Source organism: Vitreimonas flagellata, from assembly GCF_004634425.1.
In the GTDB taxonomy this organism is placed as follows: Bacteria; Pseudomonadota; Alphaproteobacteria; order Caulobacterales; family Aquidulcibacteraceae; genus Vitreimonas; species Vitreimonas flagellata.
Map to the genome: position 1 here is coordinate 806,455 of NZ_SBJL01000002.1, position 19,345 is coordinate 825,799.

Consider the following 19,345-nt stretch of genomic DNA (forward strand, 5'->3'; position numbering starts at 1 on the left):
CAAAGCGTCACTCCGCGCCGAGCTTCTTGGCGTACCCGTCGGCAATCAGCTTCGCCATCACATCGAACAATTGATCGGGATTGCTGCGCCGAAGTGCTGCGCCCATCGCCTCCATTCCTTCCGCAAGGATAAGCTCGCGCGTCCCATTTTCCAGCGCGGCCACAATCGTGTTGGCCGCGACGTCCGCCGGCATCCCATTGTCGATCGCTGTGTCGCTGAAACCGCGCGTCCGCGCTTTACCATCGAGCGCGTTCTTCGAGACGTTGGTCTGCACCGAGCCCGGCGCGACAACGAGCACCTTCATGCCCTGATGCGTCGTCTCCGCGCGCACGCTGTCATGATAGCCGATGATGCCGGCCTTCGCCGCACTATAGGCTGCGCGCAGCGGCGCCCCGACAATGCCGGCGACGCTGGAGATGGCCACCAGATGTCCGCCGCCCGCGCCCACTAAAAGCGGCAACAATTCCTGCGTCAGCCGGATCGGCGCCATGAGATCGACGCCGATGATGCGCTCGTACACTTCGAAGGCCGTATCGACCGCGAGCGAACGCTGCGAGATGCCGGCATTGTTGACGAGGCCATCCACACGACCGCGCCACGCCCAAGCTTGTTTCACAACATCCGGCACGCGCGCGAAATCCGTCGCCTCGAACGGCAGGATCAAGCTCTCGCCGCCAACACGCGCCGCCACGTCGCGCAGCGCCGCTTCATTACGTCCCGACAAGATCAGGCGCGCACCTTTGGCGGCCAGCGCTTCCGCTAATGCCGCACCGATGCCGGACGACGCGCCCGTGATCCACCAGATCTTGCCTTCGAACATCGCGGTCCTCTCCATCTTTGCGCGCATGTAACGCCAAAGTTGACGCGGCGTCCACGCTTGCACGTGACGCACAGCGGCCTAGGTTCGCATCCAAAGATGCGTGGAGCGCCCGATGCAATTGATCTCTCAGACAGCCGTCGAAGGCAGGCCCGGCCCGAACTTCGCGCCGCGCCAGAGCGCGATTGACGCGTCCGCGCTTACCGATCTGCATGTCTATGCCAAGGGCCAGCCTTATGCGCTCTATCGCGAGCTGCGTGAGCATGCGCCCGTCGCGTGGGTAGATGAGCCCATTAGTGGCGCAGGCTTCTGGGCCGTTACGCGTTATGCCGATGTGATGAAGGTCAACGCGGACCCGCAAACCTTCTCGTCGCAACGCGGCGGCATTCTGATGGGCACGCCAAAGCCGGAGCAGGGCCATCCCCTGCTCACGCGCGCTTCGCTCGACGCCATGATCAACATGGACGCGCCGTGGCACCTCGAATTGCGCCGCGAGCACATGGCGTTCTTCACGCCGAAATATTTGGACAAGCTGAAAGGCCGCATCGCGCAGGAGGTCACCAACCTGCTCGACGCAATGGCTCCGCACGCGGCCGAAGACATCGACATGGTCGAGCATTTCTCCGCGCGCTTGCCGCTCTATACGTTATGCGAATTGCTCGGCGTGCCGGAGCCGGATCGGCCGAAATTCCTCGAATGGATGCACTATCTCGAGCGCGCACAAGATCTTGCCATGCAGCAGCGCGTCGGCACGCTTCAGCTCTCCCCTGACCTGCTGAGCTTCATCGGCGCCTTCAACACAAACGTCGAAGAGATGTTCGCGTATGGCCGAGACATTCTGGAGAAGCGCCGCGCCGAACCACGCGAGGATTTGTTGACCGCCATCGCCAACGCCAAGCTCGACGGCGAGTTGCTGGCCGACGAATACCTCGACGGCTCCTGGCTGCTCATCGTGTTCGCCGGCAACGACACCACGCGCAACACACTCTCAGGCGCGATGCGCCTGCTCACCGAATTTCCAGATCAGCGCGCCAAGCTCGCGAGCCAGCCGCACCTCATGGTCAATGCGGCCAACGAATTCATCCGCATGGTCAGCCCCGTGATCTATATGCGCCGCACCGCCGCGCGGGACACGGAGATCGCCGGCCAAGAGATCGCCGAGGGCGAGAAGGTGCTGATGTATTACGGCGCCGCCAATCGCGATCCGTCCATGTTCGACAACCCCGACACGCTGAATGTCGAGCGCGCAAATGCCGACAAGCACATCGCCTTTGGCTACGGCCCGCACGTCTGTCTCGGCAAACGGGTCGCACAAATTCAGCTTGAGGAGGCTTATCGCCAAATCCTAGGTCGCTATCCAAGTGCGACTTGGACTGGCGACATTGACATCGCGCCGAACAATTTCGTGCACGCGATTTCGCGACTGGGTGTGCGCCTGGGCGGCTGAGCGCCCGCCCTCCTCCCTTGGCGGCCCGCGCGCGATGGAGCACATTGCGCGCGGAGCACCGACCTATGATCCCTGGCCTGATGCAGCCGAAAGCGCTGCAGATCATCGACATCCTCAAATTCGCCGCGACCGCGCATGGCGGCGTGGAGATTGTTTCAAGGCTCATCGAAGAGCCAATGATACGTCTCACATATCGCGACGCGCTCAACCGCGCTGAGCGCGCGGCTAAGGCGCTACAGCGCTTGGGCGTGAAATCTGGCGATCGTGTCGCGACGCTTGCCTGGAACACGCATCGGCACTTCGAACTCTTCTACGCCGCGCCCGGCCTCGGCGCCGTGCTCAACACGGTCAACCCGCGCCTCTTCGACGAGCAGATCGAATACATTCTGAACCACGCCGAGGCGGAGGTTCTGCTCTTCGATAAGAGTTTCCTTGCCCTCGTTGAGCGGTTGCGGCCCGGCATGAGGACGGTGAAGACGTTCGTCATGTTGAGCGAAAAGAGCACGCACGAAGCGGGCGCGATCAGCGCACTTTGCTATGAAGACTTGCTCGCCGCCGAAGACGATGGCTTCGCTTGGCCCAGTATCGATGAGAACGCCGGCGCGATGCTCTGCTACACGTCAGGGACGACCGGCGATCCGAAGGGCGTGCTCTACTCGCATCGGGGCATCGTGCTCCATGCGATGGCGTCGGGGCTGAACAGCGCATTCGGCTTTGACGCATTCGACGTCGTCATGCCCTGCTCTTCCTTGTTTCACGCGTCGGCGTGGGGTCTGCCGTTCGCGGCGCCGATTAATGGCTGCAAATTAGTGATGCCATGCGACCGCATGGATGGCGCGAGCTTGCAGGAATTGATCGTCAACGAAGGCGTGACGTTCTCCGGCGGCGTGCCGACGATCTGGACCATGTATCTCGCGCATTTGAAACAAACCGGCGAAACGCCCGGCAAGCTGCAGCGCGTCGTCATCGGCGGCTCGGCCGTGCCTCGCGCAATGGCCGAGACCTTCAAGAAAGATTACGGCGTCCGCGTGCTGCAGATTTGGGGCATGACCGAAACCGCGCCGCTCGGCGTCATCGCAACTCCGACGCCCGCGCTCGCCGCACTCGGCGAAGAGAAGCTCGATGAGGCGATCTGGACGCGCCAGGGCCGATTGCAATTCGGCATCGAGCTGAAGATCGTCGGCGACGACGGCGCGGAAGCCCCGCACGACGGCGAAACCTCCGGCGCGCTCATGGTGCGCGGGCCGTGGACGATCCAGCGTTATTATCGCGGAGAAAAAGACGTCGCCGACGCCGATGGCTGGTTCGACACCGGCGACATCGCCACACTCGATGCCTTCGGCTACATGCGCATCACCGACCGCAAGAAGGACGTGATCAAATCTGGCGGCGAATGGATTTCGTCAATCGATTTGGAGAATGTCGCGGTCGCCTGCCCCGGCGTGCGCATCGCCGCCGTCGTTGGCGTCCCCCACCCCAAATGGGAGGAGCGGCCAATCCTGGTGCTCGAAACCCACGCGGGCGCGAACGTGAGCGAGAACGATGTGCGCGCTTATTTGGCGCCACGCATCGTCAAATGGTGGACGCCGGACGCCATTCTGTTCGACACGATCCCGCTCACCGCGACCGGCAAGATCAACAAGAAAGTCCTGCGCCAACGCTACGCCGATCAGCTGATGCGCTGACCGGCGTAGGCGTGCGCGTTAGTTCGGCCGCGCCCGCTCTTCCGCGTAAAGCACCTGCGCTTCACTCGCGACATAGGCGCGGATGGCTTCGGCGTCGCTGACGCTGACCCATTGTGTGAAGTCCGGCATGCCGTTGGCGGCGCGGGCGCCGTGCACGGTGTCGCGCCACACATTCGCGTCTTGCAGCGATGGCGCGCGTCGCAGATCAGGCAACACGCCGCCCGAAGTCGCACCCGAACCGTGACAGACGCCGCAGAAGGCGCCGTACGCGGCGGAGCCGCGCGCGATCGTTGCTTGCGAGACGCGTAAAGTTGGCGGGCGCTCCATTGGCAGACGCACCAATTCGCGCGTCGGTAATGTCGCCGTGCCGCCAATACGGAACACGTTCACGCGCGCATTCACCGGCTCGCTCGGCGGATCGGCGATGCCGAAGCCGACCGGCAAGAACCAAAGCGTGCCGTAGCTGGCGAGCGAGGCGACATATTGCACGCCGTCAACTTCGTACGTGATCGGCCCGCCCATGGTCGCGGCTTGGTTATCGTAATCCCAAAGCTGATCGCCGGTGCGCGCGTTGTAGGCGCGGAAGCGGCCGTTGAGCGTGCCTTGGAAAACGAGGTTGCCGGCCGTCGCCAACGTGCCGCCATTCCACGGCGTGCCGAGCGGCACACGCCAGGCTTCGCGTTGATTGACCGGGTCCCACGCGAGCAAGAAGCCGTTCATCGTGTTGCGGATCGCCGCGCGGGTGGCGCGATCCGTCGGCAAGGCTGCGTGCACCGTGCCGGTGTTCCAGCGGCCAGGGCGATACACGAACGCCGGGTCGGCGGTGTAGTCCTGCGCCAGCTCTTGGACCGGAATGTAAACGAGGCCCGTGTCGCGCGACATCGACATCGGATGCCAATTGTGCGCACCGAATGGCGACGGCAGCACGATCGCAGTGCCTGACGCGTAGCGCGCTTCGGCATTCTCTATCGGACGGCCGGTGCTCATATCGACACCGCTTGCCCACGTTTGGGTCGCGATCGAGCCGGCGGAGATGAGTCCGCAATCGTCGCGATCGATGACATAGAAGAAGCCGTTCTTCGGCGCGTGCATCAGCACGCGCCGCTCTTGGCCGGCGATCTGCAGCGTACTCAGAATGATCGGCTGGGTCGCGGTGTAGTCCCACGTCTCCCCTGGAGTCTCTTGGTAATGGCACTTGTATTCACCGGTGTCGGGATCGACGCCAACGACGGAGGAGAGGAAGAGGTTGTCGTTGTTGCGGCCTTCGATGTTCGGCGAGCGAATGTCGCGATTCCACGGCGAGCCGTTGCCGACGCCGATCCAGAGCGTGTCGGTTTCGTTGTCATAGACCAGCGCATCCCACGCCGTCCCGCCGCCGCCGCTTTCAAGCCATGCGCCGGCCGTCGGATTCCACGTGGCGAGCGCGGTGTCGCGTACAGAGTCAGATGCCGCGTTGTCGGCCTCGGTCGGATTGGGCGTGGTATAAAAGCGCCAGCGCAGATCGCCGCTCTCGGCGTCATAGGCGCTCACATAACCGCGTACACCAAACTCCGCGCCGCCGTTGCCGATATAAATGAGGCCGCGCGCGGCGCGTGGCGCGCCCGTGATGGTGTAGGGGCGCGACTGATCGACGGTGACGACTTCCCAGGCCTTCGATCCATCACGCGCGTTCAGCGCAATCAAGCGACCGTCGAGTGTGCCGACATAAACTTTGCCGTTCCACACCGCGACGCCGCGATTGCCAACATCGCAACAGGCCGAGGCGCCACGCTCATGCGGCACCTCGGGATCAAATACCCAAAGCTCCTCCCCTGTCGCGGCGTTGAGCGCATAGACAATGCTCCACGCGGAGGTGACGTACATGATTCCATCGACCACGATCGGCGTCGCTTCGGCGCCGCGCGGCATGCGCATCTCGTAGGTCCAGGCCAAGCCAAGTTGGCTCACATTCCCCGCGTTGATGTCGGTGAGCGGCGAGAAGCGATCTTCGGAATAGGTGCGGCCGTGGCTCATCCAATTGCCGGGCTCGCTATCGGCGCCGACGATCCGCGCTTCGCTCACCGCGGCGGGCCCCGAAGGCCCGCAAGCAACCAAAGCCAAAGCGACACCTGTGGCAAACGCCACCGCCATTCGTCTCATGACCGCTCCCTCTTGTGTTTTGGAGCATTCAACGCCTCGGCGGATGACGTGTCTAGCTCACGGAACTCACAGTGCGCTTGATCCCCTCCGCTTACGTCGCTAGCCACGAGGACAAGAATTTGCGGGGATTGCGATGACCGAGGCGACAAAAAAGGGCGGCATCCCGCTCCATGTGCTGATGCTGCTGGGCTTTGCGATCGGCCTCGGCGCTGGTCTTTGGGTAAACATGAATATCGGCGGCGAGGAGCCGTGGGTGGTTTGGCTGACGAGCAATGTCACCGGGCCGCTTGGGCAGATCTTCCTGCGCTTGCTGTTCATGCTCGTGCTGCCGCTTTTGTTCAGCGCGCTCGTGGTTGGCGTTGCGGAAATGGGCGATTTGAGCGCGCTCGGCCGCGTGGGCTGGAAGACGCTGCTGATGACGGTCGTGATCTCGACCATCGCGGTGTTGATCGGCTTGGGCATGGTCAATGCGCTGCGACCGGGCGACGGCGTCGATCCCGCACTTGCACAACAACTCCTGGCGCAGGGCGCGGAGGGTGCGGCCGGCATTGTCGAGAACGCGCCCGAAAGCGTGCAGCTCGGTCAATTCTTCCTCGATCTCATTCCGCAAAACGTCTTCGCAGCTGCGAGCGCCAATCTCGTTTTGCCGGTGATGGTGTTTGCGCTGCTGTTCGGGATCGGCCTGGTGCTGGTGCGTTCGCCGGCGACGGATCAGCTGCAGCTGACCATCGCGGGCATTTTCGAAGTGATGATGAAGCTCATCAACATCGTCATCAAACTCGCGCCGATCGCCATTGCCTGCTTGATGTTCAATCTGGCGGCATTGTTCGGTTGGGATTTGCTAATCCGATTGGCTGCGTTCGTGGGCGTCGCTGTCGGCGCGATGGCGATCCACATGTTCGTCGTCTATCCACTCTGCATCTGGCTGCTCGCGGGTCGCAATCCGCTTAAATTCTTCAGCGACGTGCGCGAACCGATCGTGGTGGCCTTCTCCACTGCATCGTCCAACGCCACCCTCCCCGTCTCGATGCGCGCCGCGGAGACCGAGCTCAGTTTGCCGCGCCGGATCGCGCGCTTCGTGCTGACTGTTGGGGCCACCGCCAATCAGAACGGCACGGCGTTGTTCGAGGGCGTCACGGTGCTCTTCCTAGCGCAATTCTTCGGCATCGAGCTTTCGATCAGCCAGCAGGTCATCGTCATGCTGGTCTGCATCCTCGGCGGTATCGGCACGGCCGGCGTGCCAGCAGGCTCGTTGCCCGTGATCGCGATGATCCTGGTGATGGTCGGCATTCCGCCCGAGGGCATCGGCCTCATCCTCGGCGTCGACCGCTTCCTCGATATGTGTCGCACCACGCTCAACGTGACCGGCGATCTCGTGGTCGCGACGGTTGTTTCACGCGGCGAGAAAGACCCCGAACCGACGATCTAGGTCAAAGGTGGTTTGATGTGACGCGAGTCACGGCGGCTCAGATCAGACGAGCATAGGGTCTTGCTCATGGAAGCGATGGGCTTCCGGGAGCAAGACCAATGACCGCCAAGTTCTACAGCCTGATCATCGCCGCTTTGACGTTCGCGCCGTTCGCCTACGCGACGCTGAACCAAGCCGCTCAGATCGTCGCCTAAGCCGCAATACAAAGCCGAGGGAAAACATCATGCATCCGCAAGCCGCCCAAGCCGCCGCCGCCAGCTTCGACACCGCCGCCAAGCCGGCCGTCGCCAAGTTTTACGCTTTGCTCTTCGCCTTCATGGCCGCAGCGCCCTTCGCGATGAGCACGCTGAACCAGATCGCATAAGTCATCGCAAAGCTCCCTGCGATGAACTTGGCGAGGTTCAAGAAGAAGGGCGCGGTGGCCAACACCGCGCCCTTCGACGTTTCACGATTTGCATCCGCCCTGCCCTGTGCCGGGCCGGGCTTCCTCCCGAAGCTCAGAAGCCGCCGCGCAGACGACGCATGACGTCGTCCAATTGCTCGAGCGTTTTGTAGCTGACCTTCAGTTCGCCGGCGCCGCCCTTGTCGGTGATCGTCACCTCAAGGCCGAGTGCATTCGACAAGCTCTGCTCCAGCGCGCGCGTATCGGCGCTCTTCTCGGCAAGAGCCACCGGCGCAGCCGCGCCAGCACGGGGCCCATGCTTTTCATCCTTGGCTTGCTGGGCAAGGCGCTCGACTTCGCGGACGTTCAGCCCTTCGCTCAGCACGCGTTGCGCGAGGCCACGCGGATCGGGCGCGGTCAGGATCGCTCGGGCATGGCCGGAGCTGAGGCGACCGTCGCGCACCATCTCTTGCAGGTCGTCCGGCAGCTTCAGCAGGCGCAGCATGTTCGCGATATGAGGCCGCGACTTGCCGACGGCTTCGGCGATCTCTTCCTGCGTGCGGCCAAACCGATCGATCAGAGCCTGAAAGCCCTGCGCTTCTTCGATAGGGTTCAGGTCGGTCCGCTGGACGTTCTCGACGATCGCGATTTCGACGACTTCAACTTCGTTGAGGTCGCGCACCACCGCGGGGATCGTGTGCAGTCCGGCGCGTTGCGCAGCGCGCCAACGACGTTCACCGGCGACAATCTCAAACCGGCCATCGGCGATCGGGCGCACGAGGATCGGTTGCAGCACGCCGTGCGTGCGAATCGAATTCGACAGCTCGGTCAGGTCGGCTTCGTCGAAGTGCTTACGCGGCTGTTGCGGGTTGCGTTGCACCAGGTCGATCGAGATCGTGCGCGGGCCGGCCTCCCCTGCGGCGGCCTGGGGCGGGGCCGAAGCGGGTGCGGCAGGCGCAACAGGAACAGCTGGCGGGGCGGCCGGTTCGCCGAACACAGACCTCGGCGCAGCAGGGGCCGGCGCAGGTTGCGGCGGATTGTTCGCGGCGATCGGCAGCTCGAACACATTGCGCGGCGGCTCGATCGGCGCGCGCGGCGGTTCGGCTTGCGGCTGGGCCCAGGAGTTCACGGGCGTCGGCTGAGCGGCCGGCGGCTCGGTACGGACAGGCTCGCCCAGCAATGCTGACAGCCCGCGCCCCAGCCCCCGTGGTCTTAAATCGCTCATGCCCTGCTCCTACCCGACCCGATTCGGTATGCTTAAATTTTCGCTAGGCAGGTCTTACCTACGGGTAAAAATTTCCCACCGAAATCTACGCCGCCTGTAGATTGCGCTCCCGTTCGATCAGTTCTTTGGCAAGCTGGATGTACGCTTTGCTACCCGAAGCGTTCTGATCGTAGATGATCGCCGGTAGCCCGTGGCTCGGCGCCTCGCTGATCCGCACGTTCCGCGGGATCACCGTTTCATAGACTTTGTCCGGGAAGTGCGTGCGCACTTCATTGGCCACCTGCTCGCTCAGCGTGGTGCGCTTATCGTACATTGTCAGCACCACACCTTGGATCTCGAGCGTAGTGTTGAGATTGGCCTTCACCGCGTTGATAGTCGCCACCAATTGCGCGAGACCTTCGAGCGCGAAGTATTCCGCTTGTAGCGGCACCAGCACAGCATCGGCGGCTGTCAGCGCATTCACCGTCAACACGTTCAGTGACGGCGGACAATCGATCAGCATGTAATCGATATTGAGCTGCGATTCCGCGCGGAATTGCGCGACCGCATCGCGCAAACGAAATTGCGCGCGACCGCCCGCCATCAATTCAGTTTCGACGCCCGACAGGTTCGCGTCACCTGGCGCGATATAAAGGCTCGGCACCTTCGTCGGCATGATCGCCTTCGACAAAGTGTGATTGCCCACGAGCACGTCATAGGACGTGATCTTGCGGTCTTCAGGATGGATGTCGATACCGGTCGAGGCGTTGCCTTGCGGGTCGGTGTCGAAGATCAACACGCTCTTGCCCGCCGCCGCCAAAGCGGTGCCGAGATTGATGGCGGTGGTTGTCTTACCCACCCCGCCCTTCTGGTTGGCGATCGCCAAAGCGCGCATGTCCCACCACTCCTTCTCGGAGCCTTAGGAACGCGCGGACGCCTTCGTGACACGAACAATGCGGCCGCGCGGATCGCTAAGGCTTTCCAGCACATCTGCCTGGTACGCCCCACCACTTAGAGCGTCGTTCGCGGCGGCCATCTCGGCGTCTAGGTCAGCGCCTTTATGGAAGAGACCTTGCGCGCCGCGATCGAGAATCGGCTTCGCATAGGGGATGAGTCGGTTCAAGGGCGCGAGGGCGCGGGCCGTCACCACATCATACCGTCCGGACCCGGCGCCGAAATCCTCGATCCGGAGGTTGAACATCTGCCCCGGCAGACCTGCGGCTTGGATTACCTCATTCAGGAACCGGGCCTTCTTGCCGATGGATTCCACCATGTGGACCACCGCGCCCTCACGCTCGGCCAGGAAGCAGGCCAGGACGAGCGCCGGGAAACCAGCGCCCGAGCCCAGGTCAATCCAGCGCTTAGCCTCCGGCGGGGCGATGCGGAGCAGCTGGGCGCTATCCAGCGCGTGGCGCGACCAGAAGAGATCAAGCTCTTTCGGCCCGACCAGATTGGTGTGCTCGTTCCACTCGGCGAGCAGCCGGCGAAAGGTTTCCAGCCGTTGAGCTGTTTCTTGTGAAACGGGCAGCCCAAGATCGCGCGTGAACTCAGCCAGTCCATAGCTCACGGATGCGGCCCTGCTCCGCCATACGTGGCGGCCAAATAGCGTGTAATGGGCTTGGGCTCATCGAGGAAATAGCGGCCCTCGAACACTTTGGCGTCTTCCGGCGGCGTCGAACCATCGGCCAGCACGAGCACCGGCATGGATTGGTTCTCTTCGCCGATCAGCACGATGATGTCGTGGCGCGGCCGCGGGTGCGGCATGCGCTTTACGTCGATGCGTGCAGCCCAATGCGGGTTGGCCAGCAACGCACCCTCCATCGTCGCGCACGCGGTGCAGAACCACGTCCCCTCCATCGCCGCATCCTCAAACGGCGCGCGCAGGATGAAGAGCGTGTCTCGCTTCAAGCTCATGCCCGCTTCCTCTGTTCGCGCTTCACATGCGCCAGCAATGCCGTGAGCGCGCCCGGCGTGACGCCTTCGATGCGCGACGCCTGGCCGAGCGTGACAGGCTTGGCGCGCGTCAGCTTCTCCCGCACTTCGTTCGACAAGCCGCCGACACTCGCATAGTCGAGCGCAGGATCGAGGCGCAGATCTTGGTCGCGCTTGAAGGCTTCGACGTCGAGCGCCTGGCGTTCGAGATAGCCCGAATACATCGCGTCGATTTCAAGCTGCTCGCGCGCTTGGCGCGACAGCGAATTCAGCTCCGGCCAGATCGCGGCGAGCTGCGCATAGTCGATCGAGGGATACGCAAGCAGCGCCAACACATCGCGGCGCACGCCGTCTTGGTTGACCTTCAGATCGTGTGTCTGCGCTTGCGCCGGTGTCAGCTGCAGCGTTTTCGCCAATGCGCGCGCCGCTTCGATTTCCCGCATTTTGCCGGCGAAAACACGCGTCCGCTCCGCGCCCACACAGCCTAGCTCAATGCCTTTCGGCGTGAGCCTTTGATCGGCATTGTCGGCGCGCAGCGACAAGCGATACTCGGCGCGCGACGTGAACATGCGATACGGCTCGGTGACACCGCGCGTGACGAGGTCATCGATCATCACGCCGATATAGCCTTCGGCGCGCGTCACCTCGAACGGCGCGCCCCCGCCTGCGGCGCGCGCCGCATTGAGGCCTGCGATCAAGCCCTGCGCTGCGGCTTCTTCGTAGCCGGTCGTGCCGTTGATCTGGCCGGCGAGATAGAGCCCCGCGATGCGCTTCGTCTCCAGCGTCGGCATCAGCTCGCGCGGATCGACGTAATCGTACTCGATCGCGTAGGCGTGGCGTTTGATGACGACATTCTCGAGCCCAGGGATCGTGCGGATGAATTGCTCCTGCACGTCTTCCGGCAGCGATGTGCTGATGCCGTTGGGATAGACCGTGTCGTCGTCGAGCCCCTCGGGTTCGAGGAAGATTTGGTGCGCGGACTTGTCGGCGAAGCGGACGACCTTGTCCTCGATCGACGGGCAATAGCGCGGCCCCCGCCCGCTGATCGCGCCCGAATAGACCGCGCTCTTCGACAGCGATTGCTCGATAAGCTTGTGGGTCTCGGCGGTCGTGTAGGTGACGCCGCACGCGACCTGCGGGTTGGTGATCTTGTCGGTTAGGAACGAGAACGGTGACGGCTCGTTGTCAGCGAACTGCTTCTCCAGCGAGGCCCAATCGATCGAGCTGGATTGCAGCCGCGCCGGCGTGCCGGTCTTCAACCGCCCCATCGCGAACCCCGTCGCGTAGAGCCGGTCCGACAACCCAATCGCCGGGGCCTCGCCATGCCGGCCCGCCGGGATGCGCTTGTCGCCAATATGGATGACGCCCTTCAGAAAGGTGCCAGTGGTCAGCACGACACGGGAGGCAGCGAAGGTTTGTCCATCGGCGGTCGTCACGCCCGCCACGACGCCACCTTGGACGACCAAGTCCTCGGCGGCCGCAGCCACGATCGAGAGCCCCTCCTGCGCCGCCAGCGCTGCCTGCATGGCTTGGCGATAGAGCTTGCGGTCGGACTGGGCGCGGGGGCCGCGAACGGCCGGGCCCTTGGAGCGATTGAGCAGCCGGAACTGGATGCCGGCGGCGTCGGCCACCCGGCCCATCACCCCATCAAGCGCATCGATCTCGCGGACGAGATGCCCCTTGCCCAGACCGCCAATGGCCGGGTTGCAGCTCATTTCCCCGATGGTTTCGAGCTTATGCGTCAGGAGCAGCGTGCGCGCGCCCAGGCGCGCGGACGCCGCCGCGGCCTCGCAGCCGGCATGGCCGCCGCCGATGACGATGACGTCGAGGCTGGTGTTTCCGTGGGTCATGGAGGGCGCGTCTCATAGCGCAAATGGGGGCTGCGCGCGAGGCTCCAATCCTGGATCGTTTCACATGGAACGCCCTAAAGGCCCGGAAACCTGTTTCGCGTGGAACCCCCGGGGTCGGGGCGGCCTACTTGCCGATGCAGAAGCTCGAAAAGATCTCGCCCAGCAGATCCTCAACGTCGATCCGCCCGGTGAGCCGGCCAATGGCGTGGGCGGCAGCCCGGACGTCTTCAGCCGCTAGCTCCGGCCCGGCATCCAAAGCCGGGACCGCACGGCGCAGGGCGGCCAGCGCCTCCTCCACCAAGCGCCGATGCCGAGCGCGGGTCAGGACCGGGGCCTCTTCTCGATCCAGCGCTTCGGCGACATGGGCGTTGATCCGGCTTTCAAGCAAATGCAGGCCGATTCCGGTTTTGACCGACACCTCCAGCATTTCGCCGGAGCCATGCGCCGGGTATTTATCGGCCTTGGAGCGCACGAGAATGTCGTCCGGCTGGAGCGCCGCCTGCACCTCGGCAGGGATACCCGCCCCCGTCTCGACCACGGCGATCCGCAGATCGGCCTCCTCCGCCCGCGCCAGCGCCCGGCGCACGCCTTCGGCCTCGATCGCGTCTGCAGCCTCGCGTAGCCCCGCCGTATCGGCGATCCAGACCGGATAGCCCGCCAACACCAGGCGGACCTCGACCACGTCGCGGGTCGTGCCGGGAATGTCCGAGACGATCGCCGCCTCGCGCTGGGCCAGCGCATTCAGCAGGCTCGACTTGCCGGCATTGGGCGGGCCGATGATGGCGATGCGGAAGCCGTCGCGGACGCGCTCGCCGCGATGGCCGTCATCGAGGCGCCGGCCCATGTCAGCAGCCAGAGCTCCTAGGATCGGACCCGCCCGCTGCGCCAGCGCGCCCGGCAAGTCCTCATCCGGGAAATCGATCTCCGCTTCGATCAAGGCCGCCGCCTCGATCAACCGCGTGCGCCAGCCCTCATAGACAGCGCTCAACACACCGCGCACTTGGCGTAAAGCCTGTCGACGCTGGCCCTCGGTCTCGGCGTCAACCAGATCAGCCAAGCCCTCCGCTTCCGCCAAATCGAGCTTGCCGTTTTCAAACGCGCGACGCGTGAATTCGCCAGGCTCGGCGATGCGGACTCCGGTTTGTACAAGACACGCGTCGATGATCGCAGCGATCACTGCAACGCCGCCATGCACGTGCAGCTCGACAACGTCTTCGCCAGTGAAGCTCGCAGGGCCTTCGAAAAAAACCGCGAGACCATCATCGATCGAAACACGCGTATTTGGCGCGAAAAATGCGCGTCTCGCAGCAATGCGTGGTGACGGAATTTCGCGCGCTGTTATCGCGCTCAACACATCGCGCGCATGCGGACCAGAGATACGCACGATCGCTACGCCTGCGCGCCCAGCGCCCGTTGCGAGCGCGACGATCGTGTCGCGTTTCATGTGAAATTCTCTAAGGCGCGATTAGGGCTTTTCACGTGAAGCAGCAGCGCCGCTGACGCCGCTCGTCATCAGCTTCACGAACGCGTCTTGCGCTTGCGTGCCGACGCTCATCCACGAATTCATCATCGCTTCGCCGCTCATCATCTGGAGATTTTTCTCCATGCGCTTGCCCATCTCTTCGACGAGCTTTTCGTTGATCGGCGTGACGTCCGGCAGGCCCATGAAGCGGCGCGCTTCCTCCGGCGAGCATTCGACATTGACGGTGAACTTCATGGCCCCAATTCCTCTCGCGCGTTTGTCGCTGTGAGCGTCTATAACGCCTGGCGAAGCCCCAAGACAGGATGGAGATCAAGGCATGGGTGAATGGGTACAGATCGCAGGCCCTGACGGCGTCTTCCGCGCCTATTTGGCTAAGCCCGCAGCAGCGCCCAAAGCCGCCGTGGTGGCGATCCAGGAGATCTTCGGCGTGAACGCCGTGATGCGCGGCAAGGCCGACTGGCTGGCGTCCCAGGGCTTCCTGGCGATCGCGCCGGACCTGTTCTGGCGGCTCGAGAAAGACGTCGACATCACCGACCAGTCCGAAGCCGAATGGGCCAAGGCAATGGATCTGATGAAGCGGTTCGATATCGAGACCGGCGTCAAAGACATCCAGGCCACGATCGATCACGCACGCGGTCTGGTGGATGGCGGCAAAGTGGGCGCTGTTGGCTATTGCCTGGGCGGCCTGCTGGCGTACCTGACGTCCACGCGCACGGACGCCGACGCCAGCGTCGGCTATTACGGCGTCAACATTCCGAACTTCCTCGGCGAAGCGGAGAACATCCGTCAGCCGCTGATGCTGCACATCGCCGGCAAGGACGGCTTCGTGCCGCCGCCGGCGCAGAAGCAGATGAAGGATGGCCTGAGCGCCAACAGCCACGTCACGCTGCATGATTACCCGGAGCGCGATCACGCCTTCACACGCGAAGGCGGCAAGAATTACGATGCGGCCGACGCCAAGACCGCCGACGATCGCACCATCGCGTTCTTCAAGGCGCGCCTCGTATGAAGCGGCTCCTGTTGATTGGCGCGCTGGCGCTTGCGGCGTGCGATGCGCCGACGAGCCCCGCGACCGACGTTACCCCCTCAGCCGTTGAGGCTCTGGCGCCGGCCGACATCGGCGCCTTCTTCGATTGCTTGCGCGACAGCGGCCGCACCATCGTCGCTGCGCATCGCGGCGGGCCATCGCCCGGCTTTGCCGAGAACGCGATCCCGACGTTCGAGAACATTGTGCGCCAAGCGCCCGCTCTGCTGGAGATCGACATCGCCCGCACGCGCGACAACGTCTTGGTGCTGATGCATGACGACGATCTTGATCGCACGACAACGGGTACGGGCCTCGTACGCGATCACACGCTCGCGGAAATCCAAGCACTCCAGCTCGAGGATGAGAACGGCCAACCGCTTGACGCACGCGTGCCGACACTTCGCGAAGCTTTGGATTGGGCCGACGGGCGTGCAATCCTTGAGCTCGATGTGAAGCGGGGCGTCTCCTACGAAGACGTAGTCGCTGAGGTGCGCGCCGCCGGCGCAGAGGATCGCGTCGTGTTCATCACCTATAGCGATGACGCCGCCGTACGCGTCCACAATCTGGCGCCCGAATTGATGCTTTCGGTCTCTATCGATGACGCGCGCGATCTCGACACGCTGGAGCGACGCGGCGTCGATCTCAACAAGGTGCTGGCGTGGACGGGCACGGAGGAGCCGAACTCCGCGCTCAACATCGCGCTGGCGCAGCGCGGCGTCGAGGCGATGTTCGGCACGCTCGGCAATCCGGAGCGCTCGTGGGACGGTCGCTTTGAGCGGGAAGGCCAGGATCAATACGCGGCGTTCGCCGAGACAGGGCTGCAACTCATCGCGACGGACCGGCCGATTGAGGCCTCTCGCGATTTGGACACGAACGACGGTGTGGATGGTCTCGCCGCTATGCAGTGCGCGACGACGAACTGATCCCCATATCAACGCGAGATGTTGGAGAGCGATCGATGAAAGCCATTCGCGTTGAAGAGGTCGGCGGGCCGGATGTGATGCGGCTCGTTGATGTTGAAGAACCCGCGCTGAAACCGAACGAGATCCGCGTGCGCATTCACGCGATCGGCGTGAACTTCATCGACACGTACCATCGCGGCGGGTTGTACAAATTGCCGATGCCCACCGGCATTGGCCAAGAATTCGCTGGTGTTGTCGAAGCGATCGGTGAGAGGGTCACGCGATTCCAAATCGGCGATCGCGTTGCGAGCGGCACTGCGCCTGTTGGCGCTTATGCTGAAACGCACACGCTCCTGGAAACGCGCGCAGTGCATGTGCCGCAGGCGATTTCGTTCGACGTCGCTGCGTCCGCAATGTTGAAGGGCATGACTGCGCGTTATCTTTTGCGCAAGACGTTTCGCGTGAAACGCGGCGATGTTGTTGTGATCCACGCGGCCGCTGGCGGCGTTGGTCAGATCGCCGTGCAATGGGCAAAGCATCTCGGCGCGATCGTGATTGCTGTCGTCGGCAGCGATGCGAAAGCAGAGATCGCAACAGCGCTCGGCGCCGATCATGTGATCGTGCAAGCGCGCGACGACATCGCAAAGCGCGTGGGCGAAATCACGAACGGCGAGGGCGCGCATGTCGTCTATGACGGCGTTGGCAAAGACACGTTCATGGCGTCGATCGATAGTCTGCGCCCGCTCGGCATGATGGTGAGCTACGGCAACGCATCGGGCCCCGCGCCGGAATTCAGCCCACTCTTGCTCGCGCAAAAGGGCTCGCTCTTCCTGACCCGCCCAACACTCAATCACTACACCGCGAGCGTCGCTGATCTCGATGAGACGGCAGCCGATCTCTTCGAGGTGATTGGATTGGGCGCCGTGAAGATCGCGCCGCCAACGCGCTACGCCTTGGCGGACGCTGTGCAAGCGCACCGTGATCTGGAAGCGCGGAAGACGACCGGCAGCTTGGTGCTCGTGCCCTAGATTACTTCACCGCCGCGGCGCGCTGGAAAGCGGGGCGTTGCGCGAGGTTCTCGTAATAGGTCTGGATCGCTGGGGGCACCACGTCATCGATGCCGGCGAACTTGGCGACGCTGATCACATAGGCGACGGAGATGTCGGCCGCGGTGAAGCGATTGGCGGCGACATAAGATTTGCCGCCCAGGCGCTCGGCCGTGAACGCAAGCCGCTTGGCGATCGCGCCCTTGAGATAGTCGACAGTCCAATTCTTCTTCTGATCGTCGGGCGCCATGTAGCGCGTGGCGACGAGCGGGTTGCCGTAAGCCGCCATGCCCGCTTCGCCGAAGAGCATGTACTGCAGATAGTCCGCATAGCCCTCTTCGTGCGGCTTCACCTCGAGATCGGTCGGGCCGTACTTGGCCATGATGTAGATCATCATCGCCACGGACTCGATCATGCTGACGTCGCCGTCTTGCATCGCCGGCACCGTTTTCAACGGGTTCGCCGATTTGAATTCGTCGCTGGGTTTGAAGAAGGAGGCTTCCGCCGTCTCGTATGGCACGCCCATCTCTTCGCACAGCCACAGCACGCGCAACGAACGCGCACCTTGGGAATGGTAGATTTTGAGCATGGCCGTCTCCCTCGTTTGACGAGGGAATAGCACTTACGGCGACCAGCCGGCAACGAAAGAGGCGCGACTTGCGCCGCGCCTCTTGGTCGAACCATCGCATTTCTACGAGCGGTTACGTGTTCATCGACTGGAAGAAGTCGTCGTTGTTCTTCGAGCTCTTCAGCTTGTCGAGCAGGAACTCGATCGCGTCCTGCGTGCCCATCGGCGAGAGGATGCGGCGCAGAACGTACATCTTCTGCAGGTGCTCCTTCGGCGTGATGAGTTCGTCCTTCCGCGTGCCGGACTTGAGCACATCGATGGCCGGGAAGATGCGGCGGTCCGCGACTTTGCGGTCGAGTTGGAGTTCGCTGTTACCCGTGCCCTTGAACTCTTCGAAGATGACTTCGTCCATGCGCGAGCCGGTGTCGATCAGCGCGGTGGCGAGGATGGTGAGCGAGCCGCCTTCTTCAAGGTTGCGCGCCGCGCCGAAGAAGCGCTTCGGACGCTGCAATGCGTTCGCGTCCACACCGCCCGTCAGCACCTTGCCGGAGGAGGGCACGGTCGCGTTGTAGGCGCGGCCGAGGCGGGTGATGGAGTCGAGTAGGATGACGACGTCCTTGCCGTGCTCGGCGAGGCGCTTGGCCTTCTCGATCACCATTTCAGCGACAGCGACGTGACGCTCCGCCTTTTCGTCGAAGGTCGAGGACACGACCTCGCCCTTCACCGTGCGCTGCATGTCGGTGACTTCTTCCGGGCGTTCGTCGATCAGCAGAACGATCAGATAAACTTCCGGGTGGTTCTTCTCAATCGCCTTGGCGATATTCTGCATGATGACGGTCTTACCCGTCCGCGGCTGCGCGACGATCAGCGAGCGCTGGCCTTTGCCGATCGGCGCGACGATGTCGATGATGCGGCCGGTCTTGTCCTTCAGTGTCGGATCTTCGATTTCCATCTTCAGACGCTCAGTCGGGTAGAGCGGCGTCAGATTGTCGAAGTGGACTTTGTGGCGGACTTTGTCCGGGTCTTCGAAATTGATCGAGTTGACTTTAGTCAGCGCGAAATAACGCTCGCCGTCTTTCGGCGCTTTGATCTGGCCTTCGACCGTATCGCCGGTGCGCAGACCAAACTTACGTATCTGTTGTGGCGACACATAAATGTCGTCAGGGCCAGGCAGGTAGTTCGATTGCGGCGAGCGCAGGAAACCGAAGCCGTCCGACAAAATTTCGATGACGCCGGCGCCGCCGATCTCGACGCCGCGGTCGGCGACGTGCTTCAGGATCGCGGCCTGCATGTCTTGCATGCGCAGCGTGTTGGCGCCCTCGATCTCAAGGGATTCCGCCAAGGCCAACAATTCGGCGGCCGGCTTGCGCTTGAGCTCCTGCAGCGTGAGCGAGGTGAGCCCTTCGAGTGCTTGTTCTTCAGTCATAGTTTTCT

The 19,345-nt window shown here is 63.3% G+C and carries 18 protein-coding genes; 7 read left to right on the top strand and 11 right to left on the bottom strand.

The genetic code is table 11. The features are described from left to right. Nucleotides 1-7: 7 nt before the first annotated feature. On the bottom strand, nt 8-820 hold the full coding sequence (locus tag EPJ54_RS11855) for an SDR family NAD(P)-dependent oxidoreductase (protein WP_135211918.1): 813 nt from the start codon (nt 818-820) through the stop codon (nt 8-10). Nucleotides 821-932: 112 nt separating this feature from the next. Between EPJ54_RS11855 and EPJ54_RS11860 the strand changes: the two genes are divergently transcribed. Together EPJ54_RS11860 and EPJ54_RS11865 are read left to right on the top strand one after the other, a co-directional pair. Next, a complete protein-coding gene (locus EPJ54_RS11860; protein ID WP_135211919.1) occupies nt 933-2,264 on the top strand; it encodes a cytochrome P450 in 1,332 nt (443 codons plus the stop codon). A 65-nt stretch (nt 2,265-2,329) separates the two neighbouring features. Continuing rightward, complete coding sequence (locus EPJ54_RS11865) at nt 2,330-3,949, top strand: long-chain fatty acid--CoA ligase (RefSeq protein WP_135211920.1); 1,620 nt, start codon at nt 2,330-2,332, stop codon at nt 3,947-3,949. A gap of 18 nt (nt 3,950-3,967) precedes the next feature. Here the strand turns inward: EPJ54_RS11865 and EPJ54_RS11870 are convergent, their stop codons facing one another. Further along, complete coding sequence (locus EPJ54_RS11870) at nt 3,968-6,088, bottom strand: PQQ-dependent dehydrogenase, methanol/ethanol family (RefSeq protein WP_135211921.1); 2,121 nt, start codon at nt 6,086-6,088, stop codon at nt 3,968-3,970. 133 nt (nt 6,089-6,221) lie between these two features. Between EPJ54_RS11870 and EPJ54_RS11875 the strand changes: the two genes are divergently transcribed. Together EPJ54_RS11875 and EPJ54_RS19855 are read left to right on the top strand one after the other, a co-directional pair. Continuing rightward, nucleotides 6,222-7,517, top strand: coding sequence for a dicarboxylate/amino acid:cation symporter (locus tag EPJ54_RS11875; protein WP_135211922.1), 1,296 nt, complete (start codon nt 6,222-6,224; stop codon nt 7,515-7,517). Nucleotides 7,518-7,740: 223 nt separating this feature from the next. After that, nucleotides 7,741-7,881, top strand: a complete 141-nt coding sequence (locus EPJ54_RS19855) for a hypothetical protein (RefSeq protein ID WP_167755696.1) — start codon at nt 7,741-7,743, stop codon at nt 7,879-7,881. A gap of 133 nt (nt 7,882-8,014) precedes the next feature. On the opposite strand, the gene EPJ54_RS11880 is transcribed toward EPJ54_RS19855, so the two are convergent. The 7 genes from EPJ54_RS11880 to EPJ54_RS11910 all read right to left on the bottom strand — a co-directional run bounded on the left by EPJ54_RS11880 (nt 8,015) and on the right by EPJ54_RS11910 (nt 14,602). Then, complete coding sequence (locus EPJ54_RS11880; protein WP_135211923.1) at nt 8,015-9,124, bottom strand: ParB/RepB/Spo0J family partition protein; 1,110 nt, start codon at nt 9,122-9,124, stop codon at nt 8,015-8,017. Between the two features lie 85 nt (nt 9,125-9,209). Then, the gene (locus EPJ54_RS11885; protein WP_135211924.1) at nt 9,210-9,998 is read right to left on the bottom strand and encodes a ParA family protein; all 789 of its coding nucleotides are present in this window, start codon (nt 9,996-9,998) and stop codon (nt 9,210-9,212) included. A gap of 24 nt (nt 9,999-10,022) precedes the next feature. After that, nucleotides 10,023-10,670, bottom strand: a complete 648-nt coding sequence (gene rsmG / locus EPJ54_RS11890) for a 16S rRNA (guanine(527)-N(7))-methyltransferase RsmG (RefSeq protein WP_135211925.1) — start codon at nt 10,668-10,670, stop codon at nt 10,023-10,025. Next, a complete protein-coding gene (locus EPJ54_RS11895; protein WP_239590890.1) occupies nt 10,667-11,017 on the bottom strand; it encodes a DUF3088 domain-containing protein in 351 nt (116 codons plus the stop codon). Before EPJ54_RS11895 ends, rsmG begins: the two co-directional genes overlap by 4 nt. Next, nucleotides 11,014-12,885: a tRNA uridine-5-carboxymethylaminomethyl(34) synthesis enzyme MnmG gene (gene mnmG, locus EPJ54_RS11900; RefSeq protein ID WP_135211926.1), complete on the bottom strand. Its 1,872-nt coding sequence runs from the start codon at nt 12,883-12,885 to the stop codon at nt 11,014-11,016. Before mnmG ends, EPJ54_RS11895 begins: the two co-directional genes overlap by 4 nt. Before the next feature lie 124 nt (nt 12,886-13,009). Continuing rightward, entirely contained in the window at nt 13,010-14,329 is a 1,320-nt protein-coding gene (gene mnmE / locus EPJ54_RS11905) for a tRNA uridine-5-carboxymethylaminomethyl(34) synthesis GTPase MnmE (protein WP_135211927.1), read from the bottom strand. Nucleotides 14,330-14,350: 21 nt separating this feature from the next. Beyond that, nucleotides 14,351-14,602 (bottom strand): DUF6489 family protein, encoded by a 252-nt coding sequence (locus EPJ54_RS11910; protein WP_135211928.1) that lies wholly within the window; start codon nt 14,600-14,602, stop codon nt 14,351-14,353. Between the two features lie 82 nt (nt 14,603-14,684). Between EPJ54_RS11910 and EPJ54_RS11915 the strand changes: the two genes are divergently transcribed. From EPJ54_RS11915 to EPJ54_RS11925, 3 genes are read left to right on the top strand one after another with little or no spacing between them, the layout of a single operon-like run. Further along, nucleotides 14,685-15,377, top strand: coding sequence for a dienelactone hydrolase family protein (locus EPJ54_RS11915; protein ID WP_135211929.1), 693 nt, complete (start codon nt 14,685-14,687; stop codon nt 15,375-15,377). Further along, on the top strand, nt 15,374-16,318 hold the full coding sequence (locus tag EPJ54_RS11920) for a glycerophosphodiester phosphodiesterase family protein (protein WP_135211930.1): 945 nt from the start codon (nt 15,374-15,376) through the stop codon (nt 16,316-16,318). Before EPJ54_RS11915 ends, EPJ54_RS11920 begins: the two co-directional genes overlap by 4 nt. Nucleotides 16,319-16,353: 35 nt before the next feature. Next, on the top strand, nt 16,354-17,325 hold the full coding sequence (locus EPJ54_RS11925; protein WP_135211931.1) for a quinone oxidoreductase family protein: 972 nt from the start codon (nt 16,354-16,356) through the stop codon (nt 17,323-17,325). 1 nt (nt 17,326) lies between these two features. Here the strand turns inward: EPJ54_RS11925 and EPJ54_RS11930 are convergent, their stop codons facing one another. Together EPJ54_RS11930 and rho are read right to left on the bottom strand one after the other, a co-directional pair. After that, entirely contained in the window at nt 17,327-17,932 is a 606-nt protein-coding gene (locus EPJ54_RS11930) for a glutathione S-transferase family protein (protein ID WP_135211932.1), read from the bottom strand. A gap of 112 nt (nt 17,933-18,044) precedes the next feature. After that, nucleotides 18,045-19,337, bottom strand: a complete 1,293-nt coding sequence (gene rho, locus EPJ54_RS11935) for a transcription termination factor Rho (protein ID WP_135211933.1) — start codon at nt 19,335-19,337, stop codon at nt 18,045-18,047. Between the last annotated feature and the right edge of the window lie 8 nt (nt 19,338-19,345).

Coding starts and splice junctions, on each gene's coding strand:
- EPJ54_RS11880 (WP_135211923.1), bottom strand. CDS start 9,124: ATGAGCGATTTAAGACCACGGGGGCTGGGGCGCGGGCTGTCAGCATTG.
- EPJ54_RS11870 (WP_135211921.1), bottom strand. CDS start 6,088: ATGAGACGAATGGCGGTGGCGTTTGCCACAGGTGTCGCTTTGGCTTTG.
- EPJ54_RS11865 (WP_135211920.1), top strand. CDS start 2,330: ATGATCCCTGGCCTGATGCAGCCGAAAGCGCTGCAGATCATCGACATC.
- rho (WP_135211933.1), bottom strand. CDS start 19,337: ATGACTGAAGAACAAGCACTCGAAGGGCTCACCTCGCTCACGCTGCAG.
- EPJ54_RS11875 (WP_135211922.1), top strand. CDS start 6,222: ATGACCGAGGCGACAAAAAAGGGCGGCATCCCGCTCCATGTGCTGATG.
- EPJ54_RS11885 (WP_135211924.1), bottom strand. CDS start 9,998: ATGCGCGCTTTGGCGATCGCCAACCAGAAGGGCGGGGTGGGTAAGACA.
- EPJ54_RS11930 (WP_135211932.1), bottom strand. CDS start 17,932: ATGCTCAAAATCTACCATTCCCAAGGTGCGCGTTCGTTGCGCGTGCTG.
- EPJ54_RS19855 (WP_167755696.1), top strand. CDS start 7,741: ATGCATCCGCAAGCCGCCCAAGCCGCCGCCGCCAGCTTCGACACCGCC.
- EPJ54_RS11855 (WP_135211918.1), bottom strand. CDS start 820: ATGTTCGAAGGCAAGATCTGGTGGATCACGGGCGCGTCGTCCGGCATC.
- EPJ54_RS11920 (WP_135211930.1), top strand. CDS start 15,374: ATGAAGCGGCTCCTGTTGATTGGCGCGCTGGCGCTTGCGGCGTGCGAT.
- EPJ54_RS11910 (WP_135211928.1), bottom strand. CDS start 14,602: ATGAAGTTCACCGTCAATGTCGAATGCTCGCCGGAGGAAGCGCGCCGC.
- mnmG (WP_135211926.1), bottom strand. CDS start 12,885: ATGACCCACGGAAACACCAGCCTCGACGTCATCGTCATCGGCGGCGGC.
- mnmE (WP_135211927.1), bottom strand. CDS start 14,329: ATGAAACGCGACACGATCGTCGCGCTCGCAACGGGCGCTGGGCGCGCA.
- EPJ54_RS11895 (WP_239590890.1), bottom strand. CDS start 11,017: ATGAGCTTGAAGCGAGACACGCTCTTCATCCTGCGCGCGCCGTTTGAG.
- EPJ54_RS11925 (WP_135211931.1), top strand. CDS start 16,354: ATGAAAGCCATTCGCGTTGAAGAGGTCGGCGGGCCGGATGTGATGCGG.
- EPJ54_RS11860 (WP_135211919.1), top strand. CDS start 933: ATGCAATTGATCTCTCAGACAGCCGTCGAAGGCAGGCCCGGCCCGAAC.
- EPJ54_RS11915 (WP_135211929.1), top strand. CDS start 14,685: ATGGGTGAATGGGTACAGATCGCAGGCCCTGACGGCGTCTTCCGCGCC.